The 11938-nt window shown below is 59.2% G+C and carries 12 protein-coding genes; 3 read left to right on the top strand and 9 right to left on the bottom strand.

Features of this window, described 5'->3' with window-relative positions; translation table 11 throughout:
* The first annotated feature begins 142 nt into the window (after positions 1-142).
* Entirely contained in the window at positions 143-1054 is a 912-nt protein-coding gene (locus ACI5FR_RS20560; protein WP_405457747.1) for an exopolyphosphatase, read from the top strand.
* 331 nt (positions 1055-1385) lie between these two features.
* Here ACI5FR_RS20560 and ACI5FR_RS20565 read toward each other — a convergent pair whose 3' ends face one another.
* From ACI5FR_RS20565 to ACI5FR_RS20590, 6 genes are all read right to left on the bottom strand, one after another.
* Entirely contained in the window at positions 1386-2705 is a 1320-nt protein-coding gene (locus ACI5FR_RS20565) for an ABC transporter substrate-binding protein (RefSeq protein ID WP_405457749.1), read from the bottom strand.
* A 64-nt stretch (positions 2706-2769) separates the two neighbouring features.
* Positions 2770-3687, bottom strand: coding sequence for a helix-turn-helix domain-containing protein (locus ACI5FR_RS20570; RefSeq protein WP_405457752.1), 918 nt, complete (start codon positions 3685-3687; stop codon positions 2770-2772).
* Between the two features lie 100 nt (positions 3688-3787).
* The gene (locus tag ACI5FR_RS20575; RefSeq protein ID WP_405457753.1) at positions 3788-4630 is read right to left on the bottom strand and encodes a helix-turn-helix transcriptional regulator; all 843 of its coding nucleotides are present in this window, start codon (positions 4628-4630) and stop codon (positions 3788-3790) included.
* Between the two features lie 107 nt (positions 4631-4737).
* Complete coding sequence (locus tag ACI5FR_RS20580; protein ID WP_405457825.1) at positions 4738-5535, bottom strand: M55 family metallopeptidase; 798 nt, start codon at positions 5533-5535, stop codon at positions 4738-4740.
* Positions 5536-5647: 112 nt separating this feature from the next.
* Positions 5648-6226, bottom strand: coding sequence for an NUDIX hydrolase (locus ACI5FR_RS20585; RefSeq protein ID WP_405457756.1), 579 nt, complete (start codon positions 6224-6226; stop codon positions 5648-5650).
* A gap of 22 nt (positions 6227-6248) precedes the next feature.
* Positions 6249-7409 (bottom strand): THUMP domain-containing class I SAM-dependent RNA methyltransferase, encoded by a 1161-nt coding sequence (locus ACI5FR_RS20590; RefSeq protein WP_405457758.1) that lies wholly within the window; start codon positions 7407-7409, stop codon positions 6249-6251.
* Positions 7410-7580: 171 nt separating this feature from the next.
* Between ACI5FR_RS20590 and ACI5FR_RS20595 the strand changes: the two genes are divergently transcribed.
* Together ACI5FR_RS20595 and ACI5FR_RS20600 are read left to right on the top strand one after the other, a co-directional pair.
* Positions 7581-8225, top strand: coding sequence for an O-methyltransferase (locus tag ACI5FR_RS20595; protein WP_405457760.1), 645 nt, complete (start codon positions 7581-7583; stop codon positions 8223-8225).
* A 126-nt stretch (positions 8226-8351) separates the two neighbouring features.
* Entirely contained in the window at positions 8352-8993 is a 642-nt protein-coding gene (locus ACI5FR_RS20600) for a C-terminal helicase domain-containing protein (RefSeq protein WP_405457762.1), read from the top strand.
* A 394-nt stretch (positions 8994-9387) separates the two neighbouring features.
* On the opposite strand, the gene ACI5FR_RS20605 is transcribed toward ACI5FR_RS20600, so the two are convergent.
* The 3 genes from ACI5FR_RS20605 to ACI5FR_RS20615 all read right to left on the bottom strand — a co-directional run bounded on the left by ACI5FR_RS20605 (position 9388) and on the right by ACI5FR_RS20615 (position 11938).
* On the bottom strand, positions 9388-9855 hold the full coding sequence (locus tag ACI5FR_RS20605) for a hypothetical protein (RefSeq protein ID WP_405457765.1): 468 nt from the start codon (positions 9853-9855) through the stop codon (positions 9388-9390).
* Positions 9856-9918: 63 nt separating this feature from the next.
* The gene (locus ACI5FR_RS20610; protein WP_405457827.1) at positions 9919-10902 is read right to left on the bottom strand and encodes an ABC transporter ATP-binding protein; all 984 of its coding nucleotides are present in this window, start codon (positions 10900-10902) and stop codon (positions 9919-9921) included.
* A gap of 34 nt (positions 10903-10936) precedes the next feature.
* The gene (locus tag ACI5FR_RS20615; protein WP_405457767.1) at positions 10937-11938 is read right to left on the bottom strand and encodes an ABC transporter ATP-binding protein; all 1002 of its coding nucleotides are present in this window, start codon (positions 11936-11938) and stop codon (positions 10937-10939) included.

Below are 11938 nucleotides of genomic sequence, written 5' to 3' on the forward strand. Positions count from 1 at the left end.
AAGGAGCATTTTCCGCTGGAACAAGCGGGAAATGCTTCTTTTTTTCGTTTTTTTATTGGAAGATGAAGGAATAAGTCATGAGGAGCGAGAATACATAGTTCTTTAGAACCATTTTATGTGACAAGGAGGCTGTTTTCCCCGTATGCGTTTGATTACCCGATCCGATTTCGACGGCCTGGTCTGTGCGATGCTGTTCAAGAAGCTGGGCATGATCGACGAAATGAAATTCGTTCACCCGAAGGACGTGCAGGACGGTCTAGTGGAAGTGACGTCTAACGATATATTGGCCAATTTGCCGTACGCCCCGGGGTGTGCGCTCTGGTTCGATCACCATTCGAGCGAGCTGCAGCGGATGGGCGAATCCGTACAGTTCGAAGGCGAGACCCGCATCGCTCCAAGCGCGGCCCGTGTCGTGTACGATTACTACGGCGGCCGCGAGCGCTTCGGCGATATCGACGACATTATGGCCGGCGTGGATAAGGCGGACTCGGCCCAGTTCAGCGCCGACGATATTTTGAATCCCCAAGGATGGGACTTGCTCTCGTTCCTCATGGACGCCCGGACGGGTCTTGGACGGTTCCACGACTACCGGATCAGCAACTACCAGCTGATGGAGACGCTGGTCGACTACCTCGGTGAGCGGAGCGCGGAGGAGATACTGGCGCTGCCGGATGTCGAGGAACGCGTAGTGCGTTATCGCGAGCTGGACGTCTCGTATCGCGAGATGCTGAAGCAATATACGCGCCTCGAAGGCAACGTCATCGTGACCGACCTGCGGGGCGTGGAGACGATCTATCCCGGCAACCGGTTCATGGTGTACGCGCTGTATCCCGAGCAGAACATCTCGATCTGGCTAGTGGAAGGCAAGGGCAAGCAAAACTGCGTGTTCGCATGCGGCCACAGCATTATTAACCGTACATCAGCCGTCGATGTCGGGGCGCTTATGCTCGAATATGGCGGAGGCGGCCATATGCCGGCGGGCACGTGCCAAGTGCCTTATGACGATGCGGATCGTGTACTGGGCGAATTGATCGCCCGGATGAATCAGGCATAGGGAGAGACTGCAGACAGACTGCAGACAGACAACAGAGACAATAGGCAGAAGCTTCATGGGAAGGAATCGACCGAGGCAAGGAAAGTCGGGATTCTATGGAGGGCGGGGCAATGCCGAACTATTTTTTTCAAGAAATATGGACGCCGTTGAAATGGATTGGACTTAAGTTTTTTCGAGACGATGAAGGCAAGCTATGGATCAAATGGTTCTCCCGCCCGCGCAGACGACTCTAGATACCACAACCTGTCAAGTCCGATTACGCAATAAACGGCCGCTACCACCACGATTACGTGTGGGGAAGCGGCCGTTCGTTGTGGAAATCCCGGTTTCGTTATTTGCCCTGCTCCGCCACCTGCTTGTCATTGCGCTCCGCCGCTTCGCGCAGCGCCGTGTTCATGTCACTGCCCTTCGACATCGCATCGAGCGCGGCCAGCGTTTGCGCCTTGCTGATGTCGTTATACTTCGTCTTGACCGTAGGCGGAGCATAGGTCGGCGGAATCATCGCCTTCAGGTTTTTGCCTTTGACGTAAGGCAGATCGGCCCCGAAGTCTTGCATAATCGACGCGTCCTTCAGAATCGTCGTGATCCCGCTGCGCACCGCGGCGCGCTGGAACTCGTCGGAGGTCAAATACTTCATCACCGTGAAGGCCGCATTCCGATTTTGGCTGGAGCTGGCGAGGAAGAAGTAAGTGGGGTACGACTGCGAGCCCATGCCGGTCTTGCCGGGTAGGATCGGGTAAGGAGCGACGTCCCAGTTCACGCTGTCGGCATAGATCTTTTCGGCGCCGCTTAGCGTCAAGAACATGGCCACGGTTTTGTCTTTGTAGAACGGATTCTGCTGATTGTCCAGAAAGTACTTGCCGCCCGGCACTTCATTGCCTGGAATTTGGTAAAAGCGGACCAAGTTCTGGAACGCTTTCTGGAAATTGTCCTGGAGGAACTGCGACTTGCCCGTTGTCAGATCCTGGAGCGGGGCTTCGTACTGGTTCAGCATCAGTCCGAAATCGAATGCCATCGTCAGTCCTTTGTAGTTTTTGCCGGCCTCGTTCCGTGTCATTTTCCGCGCCAGCTCATACATTTCGTCCCAAGTCATATTGTCCTTCGGATACCCGACGGCGAACTGATCGAACAAGTCCTTGTTGTAGTACGTCACGAGGGACCGCGTCCAGGTAGGCAGCCCGTAGATGCCGCCGTTAGCCAGCTTGCGCTGCAGCTCGATCGTAGTAGGCTCGAACCGGCTCAAATCGAGTTTATCTTTGGCGATCAAATCGCTGATATCGCTTTGCAGGTCGAAGCTCATAAGGGCGGAGGCGGTGGAGGCGACCATGAGGTCGATTTTCTCCCCGGAGGCGATGACTTCGCCCAACGTTTTGCTGTTTACCTGCTGAATGATCTTGAACGTCCAATTCGGGAACTTCTCCTTCAGCTTGTTGCCGTACTTCTCCATAAGCAGCTCGACCTTCTCGCCGGTCGTATCGTAGATGACGAGCGAGGCCGGCTGGGCCGCAGGATCCGGCGTCCGGGCAGACGCGGTGGGCGCCGGATCATTCGTGGGGCCGGCTGTGCCGCCGCTGCCATCTCCTCCGCAGGCCGAGACGGTCCACGTCAAGACGAGCACGCCGATCAGCAGGGTAAGCTTCCGTAAACGCATGAACATGACCTCCTTGTATGACTCTTCTGGCTTTTCTGTTCGTCGGGCGCCTTTCAAGCTTCAACTACTTGCCGAGGGCAGGGACCGGGAGGGTGAAGGGCTCGAGCAGGAACGGCTGCACTTTTTTGCGGTACTGCTCGGGAGACAGGCCCACGAATTTTTTGAACAGGCGGCTGAAGTGGGACAGACTCTGGAACCCGACTTCCCGATACACGTCCGAGACGGTACAGTCCCGATTCAGAATGAACAAAATCTTAGCCTGATTGATCCGGAATTTGAACAAGTAATCGATGATCGAGGCGCCCGTCAATTCGCGGAAAATCCGGGACAGATGGTGCTTGCTCATGTACACGCTCTTCTCCAGCGATTCCAGTGTAATCGGCTCGCGGTAGCGGTGTTCGATGATCGAGATGATCGCCTGCACGTTCCGTTCCTTGTCGTCCCGGTGGCCGGCGCCGGCTTCGCCCTTCCCGCTGCGCCGCTCCAGCTCGTCCATAGCTTCCTGGCATTCGCTGTAGATCAGCCACAGCATGTCGAAGAATGCTAGCAGGAACCGGTTGAACTCGACGTTGTTCTGGCTGTAATAATACTTGTGCATGCGGGCGAGCAGCTCCTCGAATTCCGCCTTGCGCTCCCCGCGCAGCCGAATACGCCGGTTCTTCAGCTCCTCGAACGGACGAAGCGGATGGAGCGGGCCTTGGGACTGGTAGAAGATGCGGACGATCTCGGGGTAGAACGAGAACATGGAACGCACATACTCGCTGTCCCGATCGACGATCGGTCCGTGCAACGTCATGCCGTTCATGATGATGGCGTCGCCGGGCTCCAGCTCGAATATTTCGTTGCCGATCAAATACTCGCAGTCGCCTTTGTGAAAATAATAAATTTCGTATTGCGGATGGGTGTGGAACGACTTGACGAATGGGGTGCCCCACTCGTAGTAGTATTCATTGAACAGGGGGTATTGCCGCTTCAGATTCATGGACTCTCCCTCCTTCCCGAATCCGTTCGCCTCGAGGATCCGCTCCGACATCGATAACCGTAACATACATGGCTTTGCGGCCGCTTTCCTGATATTCGTGTCAATGGTCGCCTATTTGTCTCTGTTTGCTTTCCTCTGGATGCATGGTGGAGGAGGGGAGGCTTTTGCGGTACTTTTCCGGGGAGACGCCGACATGGGTTTTGAACAGCCGGCTGAAATGGGACACGCTGTGGAAGCCGACCTGGAGGCAGATGTCCGTGATCGAGGAGCAGGGGGACGCCTGGAACCGCTTCTTGGCCTCGTGAATGCGGCGGCGGTACAAATAATCGAAGATCGTCATGCCCGTCGTTTCGCGAAAAATTTTGGACATGTACTGTTTGCTCAGATGCAGCTCCCGCTCCAGGCTCTCCAATGTTACGGATTCGCTGAATGCGTTTTCAAGATAGGCGGTTACTTTGCGGGCGTTCCGGGCTTTCTCGCTGACCGAATAGTTCGCGGCCTTCATGGAGGGCTCGCACTGCGCATACACAATAATCAGCAGGTCGAAGAACGCCATGACGAGCCGATTGAATAGGACCCAGTCGGGTTCTCGGTAGAACCGGTCGATCCGCTTCATCGCATCCTCGCATTCGGAGACCGCTTCGTCATCCAACTCCATCCGGGCGTAGCCGAGCACTTCGAAAGGGAGCAGGATGTCCATCCCGTTCGTCTGCGTTTCCAGCGTTCTAATATGATTCGGGAGAAAAGACAGCTTCGTATGGAGAAGCGCCGTATCGGTCTCGATGCTGGAGTCCAAAAGGCCGCTGCCGTTCCAGAGAAGAAGCTCGCGGGTGTCCGGTAAGTATACGATGTGATAGCAAGCGGGCGAAGGTTGGTGAAGCCGGATGGGGGAGGGCGAGCGGTAAAGGAACGCTTCGATTAACTGAGGCGGGTTCGCGGTCATTTGATCCACTCCTGGTAACGATGTTGCTTCCATAGTACCATAGTTGGACGAAGTCGGACATGGAAAAGGCCGAGGAGAAGAGGGGCTTCTCCCCGGCCTGCGAGGGACTAGATGCCTCGGGACATAAGCCGGATCAAGTCGGTATCCTTCGTGCGGATCGTCAGCCCATCGAGTCGCTCGGATTGGACGCCGTCGCAGTAGCGGCCGTCAGCCAGGTCGGTGCTTAAATATTGGACCGTGAGCTCGTACGGGCCTTCGATGCGGTGCGGGCGGCACTCGGCTCGATTGCGGATCGCTTCGCCGATCGCCTCCTTGATCTCCGTGCGTACCCGCTGTGGCGGGATCATCAAGGCGCTGTGGCGGCCCCAAGCCTTCTTCGTACAATAGGTGGCCACGCCCTGACCGAGCTCTTGCTTCGCTTCCTCACACGTCTTGTCGTCGCCGGTCACGAGCAGGACCGGCACGCCGTATTGGCCGAGCAGCAGGCCGTCCAGGCCGATCTCCCCGACCGGGCGGCCGTTCAGCTTGACGGAGGAGAACGAGCGGCTCGAGTATGTATGGTCGCGCACGGCCTGGGCCACGCCTGCCATCGCGTGGTACCCGATCAGGAACGCGCCGTCGAACGAGGCGTCGATGCCGGGGAACCGCTCCTTGAACGAGGTCGCCCCCATGAAGTACGAAGCCCCCGGATGCAGCCGGTCGGGAACGAAGTTAATGCCCGTCGCATGCACATCCCGCACGATAATCTCGGTCGCTCCGGCCTGGAGCAGCCCTTCCACGACCGCATTGACCTCGTCGGTCAAGAGCCGCCGCGATTCTTCGTACATCCCTTCGCCCTTCATAAGCTGCGACGTGTGGATGATCCCGCCGATGCCTTCCATATCCACGGCTACATAAATTTTCACAGTCAAAAACGCCCCTCTCCGCTACAGATTCTGGGTGTATCTTACCATGCGCGGCGCGGGGCGTAAACTTGGATATTCAACCGACTGAGGGCACGTTCGCCGGGATTGTAGGCTAGTTCGCCGATACGAACACATTTGCGGCCAATTGCGGATTGTTGTGGAGCAGCCAGGCGAGGAATCGGAATTGAGGAAACGGCTGTATCGGAAGCTGAGCCTCGTAGGGTGAGCGGGACAGGCATCGGCCGCCCCATGCGGTGAAGTCGCCGTAAGTCGCTTGGCCGTCGGCGAGCCGGGCTATATCCGCCGCGGTGAGCAGGACGAGCCCCTGCGTCTCGGAGGCCAGTCGGGGGACGTCGTCGGTCACGGCCCAGAACATCGCATTGTGGCCCATCCGCAGAACGGGCTTCACGACGTATCGAGGTTCTTGGTCGGTTATCTCGCTCGGGGACGCGTCCCCCGCCGGGTCCCATTGATACGTCGACGGAGAATGGAGCAGCGTGACCCGACAGCCGGTCTCCTCCAACGCTTCCCGCACTGCGGCGGCCTCGACGGTCTCCCCGGGATCGACGTGACCGCCGACGCGTACGAGGGCCAATTGGCCGGTCTTCGGGTTAGGTCCGCATTGGAATACGAAGGCGTCCCGGTATCGCAAATATACGCCCGCTGTTAGGATTGGGGTTGTTTCCGGCAACAAAATCGCTCTCCTTTAGGGATCATTCAGATGAATCTGTCTCATCCCGCCGGCGCGGCGGCAGCGGGCCAAGATACTGCAGCAGCGCACACTCGATCCGCCCGTTGAACAGCTTGCGCTTCTTGTCCGCGGTCCGGCCGAAGTAATGCTCGAACTGCTTGCTCGGGCTCAGCACGAACGCGGACCATGTGTCGAGCCCGCTGTAGACCGAGCCGAGCTGGCGGATGACGCGCTCGACCTCGTCGGAGGTGCCGATGCGCTCGCCGTATGGCGGATTCGTAATGAGGACGCCGTAGTCGCCCTCCGGCTTCCACCTGGCCACGGGCGCCTCGTAGAACGAGATTTCCTTGGCTAGGCCCGCGCCCTTGGCATTCGCAAGCGCGACCCCGATCGCCTCGCGGTCGATATCGGAGCCGACGAGCTCGAGCGGCTCGTCGTCGCGCACGAGGTCGTACGCCTCTTCGCGCGCCTGGTCCCACAGCGCCTTCGGCAGCGCGTCCCACGCTTCGGCGTCGAAGGAGCGCCGGAGGCCCGGCGCCAAGTTCCAGCCGATCATCGCCGCCTCGATCGGGATCGTGCCCGACCCGCAGAACGGGTCGTGGAGCGGCCGGCCGGGCCGCCAACGGCTCAGCAGCACCATCGCGGCGGCCATCGTCTCCTTGAGCGGCGCTTCGGTCGCCTGCTTGCGGTAGCCGCGCTTGTGCAAGCTCCAGCCGGTCGTATCGAGCGTCAGCGTCGCGATGTCGTTCAAGAGCGTCACCTCGATGACGTAGCGCGGTCCGTTCTCCGGGAACCAGTCGGTCTGGTAGCGCATCTTCATCTTTTCCACGACGGCCTTCTTCACGATGCCTTGGCAGGCAGGGACGCTCGACAGCTGCGACTTGTGCGACCGGCCGTTGACCGGGAACGTCCCGAGCTCGGGAATCCAGTCCGGCCAGGCGAGCGCCTTCGTGCCCTCGAACAGTTCGTCGAACGTCGTCGCCGGGAACTCGCCCATCTTGATGACGATCCGATCCGCGGTGCGCAGCCACAGGTTCGCTCTGCAAATGCCGAGCAAATCGCTGCGGAAGGCGACCTTCCCGTTCTCCACGCTGACATCGGTATAGCCGAGATCCCGGACCTCCCGGGCTACCAAGGCTTCGAGCCCCATCGGGCATGTTGCGATCAGCTGTATGTGCTCCATCTGTCTATATCCACTCCGTCCCGGTTTGCGATCCCCTGAGGGAAGTCATACAATTAAGTTTAGGCTAGTATTTATAGGCTAAGTATAGGCGAAATGACCAAGCGTTACAAATCAAACGGGCGGCCGGCGATGGACAGCTCGATCCACATTTTCGGAAGGGGAATCAGTAGAATGACGGAACAGTTGACGGCGGAACAATATGCGGAAAGCTTATATGCGGAGGATCCGATCCTTCGGATGGTCACGGAGGGCATCCGGGCGGCGGATATGCCGGAAATCTCGATCGCGCCGGGATACGGCCGACTGCTCACGTTGCTCGTGCGGATGAGCGGGGCGAAGCGGGTGCTCGAGATCGGCGCACTCGGCGGATACAGCGGCATCTGTCTGGCGCGCGGGCTTGGGGAGACGGGGCGGGTCGTCTCGCTCGAGCTGAAGCCGGACTTCGCGGAGGTGGCGAAGCGGCATGTGACGGCCGCCGGGCTCGGCGACAAGGTCGAGTACCGGATCGGGGAAGCGCTCGACAGCCTGGACGCGCTGGAGCGGGAAGGCGCCCGGTTCGACCTTTACTTCATCGACGCGGACAAGGGCAACTACTTGAACTATTTGGAGCGGGCGATCCGCCTCGCGAACCCGGGTGCGATCATCGTCGGCGACAACGCGCTTATGCGCGGCCGGGTCGTCGACCCGAGCGTCACGTCGAACTCGGTGCAGGTGATGCGCCGGTTCAACGAGACGATCGCGACCGACCCGCGGCTCGAGAGCACGCTGCTGCCAGCGTACGACGGGCTGTGCATCGCGCGGGTGCGGACGCCGTAACGGCGGGTGTGTAAAAGCTGGAAGCTTTCGATCAACGGTCCCTACGGCGCGAGTCGGTTCGAACATGTATAGTATAGCCGTTCTGCTATACTATACATCGGATAACCAGGAAGGATGATTGCCCGTATGAACGTGATCGAAAAGCAAATCTCCGTCTCCTTGGAACCGGCCTTTGAAACCGAATACCTTGGGCTTTTGAACGAATACTTTGCCGCTTCGGAGCGGAACGGCCGGGCTTCCTCCATCCACGAGAAAAAGAAACTGATGGCGGTCAAAGAGGAAATGGCTCGGTTATGCAACATGAATCCGCAGAAAATAAACATGCTGAAGGCGGTCATCCAAGAGGTCCGGGACTCCAGGGAAAAACTGATCGTGTTGACCAAGTCGAATGCGGTGGCGAATGAATTGCTGGGGGAGCTTGCCGCGGATGAGGAGATGGAAGGTGTTCTCCTGCTGCATGCACAGATGTCCATCCATGAAGTGAATCAGATCCATGACCGGTTTAACAAGAGTCCTAGATCAACGGTCCTGCTCGTTACGGATGCGGTCAATACGGGACTGGATTTTACCGCGGCCAACCATCTGCTGCACTACGATTATCCGATCCGCTATAATGAAATGATTCAACGCAACCTGCGGATTACGAAGCAAACTTCTCCTCACAGCCAAGCTACGATCTACTACCTTGTAACGACGGGTAAAATCGACGATTTCGATTATCGGGAATGCAGGAGTGAAAAAGAAGGGATCGAAGCGGTAAGCTCGTAAGGATAATGTGGAATTGAATACAGCGAAAAGGAGCTTGCCGTGGGCAAGCTCCTTTTTTCTGGCGAATAAGAGGGAACGTAGCTCTTGCGACCAGTTGTCGGATTGGTTAGTAAAGCGATGTTAACAAATAGTTTAGCAATCTTTACATATTAGGCGCGACTTTGCTGCATAGTGGCCGATTGTAAGGCAAAGTTCCGTTAATGGTAAACTCGGCTTTATTATTAACGGAGGATAGGTTTACAATTTGCTCTAAACGTCACGATTCTACGCTGAAGTTGTAAGATTAGGTTTACAATTTGTAAGTTTCGCCTTACAACGACGGCACACAAGTACAGACGCTCCTCTGCCAGGGTTCTGGGCACTGCGGTGCGGCGGAATCGGAATCAGCACGGGCTTACTCCGCCCCCGACCCCGTCGCCGGCAAATAAATGCGCAGCGTCACAGTACCCTGCGCGTCGTCCCGTCCCGTCTCTTCGACGGTCCAGAACGGGGACAGCGACTCGCGGAGCCGTGAAGCATCGGACAGCGACAACATCAGTCCCTCAATGCGGTCCGGCAGGTTCGGGTAGTCTCGCTCGCGCATCCGGCCGAAGCGGATGCCGATGTAATACTTCATGCCATTGATCGTGTTGAACGTGATCTGATAGCCTTCGCGAACCGCCCGTTCGAACGATTCCGGCTGCGTGGCCGCGTAGTCAATCAGGTTGCCGAACTCGAGCTCGCCCGGGGCGATAGAGGCGAACGGCTCGGGCGAGCCTGCCGACGCGAGCCGGATCAGCTCGTCGTCGCTCATGCCCGAGGTGCGGGCGGCTTCGATCAGGATGGCGGTGTTTTGCGATACTTTTGCGCGGTTAGGCGACATACGCTAGCTCCTCCTCTCACTAGACTTCTCTCACCAGACTTCTCTCACCAGGTCTCTCCCCAATTATTCGTCCTTATCGAATAAATGGCAAGCCACATAGTGGCCGGGCGCGATCTCCTTCATCCGCGGGGTGTCCTCGGCGCACACGCCCATCGCGTGCGGGCAGCGCGTCCGGAACTTGCAGCCGGACGGCGGCGAGAGCGGGCTCGGCATGTCGCCGCCGAGCACGATGCGCTCGCGGCGCACGGCGCGGGGATCGGGCACCGGGATCGACGACAGCAGCGCCTGCGTGTACGGGTGCGCGGGATGCTCGTACAGCTCGTCGCTATCGGCCACCTCGACGAGGCCGCCCAAGTACATGACGCCTATCCGGTCGGAGATGTGGCGCACCATCGACAGATCGTGGGCGATGAACAAGTACGTCAGCCCGAGCTCGGCCTGCAGGTCCTCAAGCATGTTGACGACCTGAGCCTGCACGGACACGTCGAGCGCCGAGATCGGCTCGTCGCATAGGACGAACTCCGGCTTCGCCGCAAGCGCGCGGGCGATGCTGATCCGCTGCCGCTGGCCGCCGCTGAATTCGTGCGGGTACCGGTCGGCATGCTCCCGCTTGAGCCCCACCTTCTCGAGCAGCTCATAGATGACGTCGCGGCGCTCCCGAGCCGGGTACACCCGGTGAATGTCGATCGGCTCGCCGATCAGCTCCGTGACCGTCAGCACCGGATTCAGCGAGGAATACGGGTCCTGGAATATCGCCTGCATCCGGCGGCGGTACGGCTTGAGCCCCTTCTCCGGCATATGCGTCAAGTCCTGGCCGTCATAGACGATCTCGCCGCCGGACACATCGTACAGCCGGATGACGCTGCGGCCAGTCGTGGACTTGCCGGACCCCGACTCGCCGACGAGACCGAATGTCTCGCCGCGGCGAATGTCGAAGCTCACGTCATCGACGGCGCGCACTTCCTCCAACGTCCGGCCGAAGAAGCTCTTTTTCGCCGGGAAATATTTTTTCAGGTGGCGCACGCTTACGAGGGGGCTTTGCGGCACGGCAGGCTCATGCTCGTGCTCAAGCTTAAGCTCTTTACTCATCCGAATCTCCCCCTTTCTCCTTCACGCGCTCGTCGAGCAGCCAGCACAACGACCGATGGTCCGGTCCGGCGTCGAAGTAAGGCGGGCGCTCCGAGCAAATGTCCATCGTGTGCGGACAGCGTCCGGCGAACGGGCAGCCCGTCGGCGGGTGCAGCAGGTCGGGCGGCGTCCCCTCGATCGGGACGAGCCGTTCGCGCGAGCCCTTGTGAACCCGCGGCAGCGAGCGAAGCAGGCCGTGCGTGTACGGATGCTTCGGGTTGTAGAAGATGTCGTCCACGGGACCCTCCTCCATGACGAGCCCTCCGTACATAACGACGACACGGGTGCAAATCTGCGCCACGACGCCGAGGTCGTGGGTGATGAGCAGAATCGCCGTTTCCGTTTTCTGCTGCAGCTCCTTCATCAGCTCCAGGATTTGCGCCTGGATCGTCACGTCGAGCGCGGTCGTCGGCTCGTCCGCGATGAGCAGCTCCGGCTCGCACGACAGCGCCATCGCGATGACGACGCGCTGCCGCATCCCGCCGCTGAACTCGTGCGGGTATTGCTTCATCCGCGCTTCGGGCGAAGAGATGCCGACCAGCCGGAGCAGCTCGACGGCGCGCGCCTCGGCCTGGCGCTGGCTCAGCTTCCGATGTCGCACGAGCACCTCGGTCAGCTGGCCGCCGATCGTGCGCACCGGATTGAGCGACGTCATCGGATCCTGGAAGATCATCGCGATCCGATTGCCGCGAATGCGGCGCAGCTCTTTTTCCGGCTTGCTTAGCAAGTCCTCGCCGTCGAAGAGCACGCGGCCGCCCAGCACGCGCCCCGGCGGAGGGAGGAGGGAGAGGATCGACTTCGCGGTGATGCTTTTGCCGCTGCCGGACTCTCCCACGATGCCCACCACTTCTCCTTTCGCGATGCGGAAGCTGACGCCCCGTACGGCTTGCACTTCACCCGCGCGGGTGAAAAACGAAGTTTTCAAATCTTGTACGTCCAAGAGCGGTTTGCCCAT

This window comes from Paenibacillus sp. HJGM_3 (assembly GCF_045062745.1).
Taxonomy (GTDB): domain Bacteria; phylum Bacillota; class Bacilli; order Paenibacillales; family NBRC-103111; genus Paenibacillus_AA.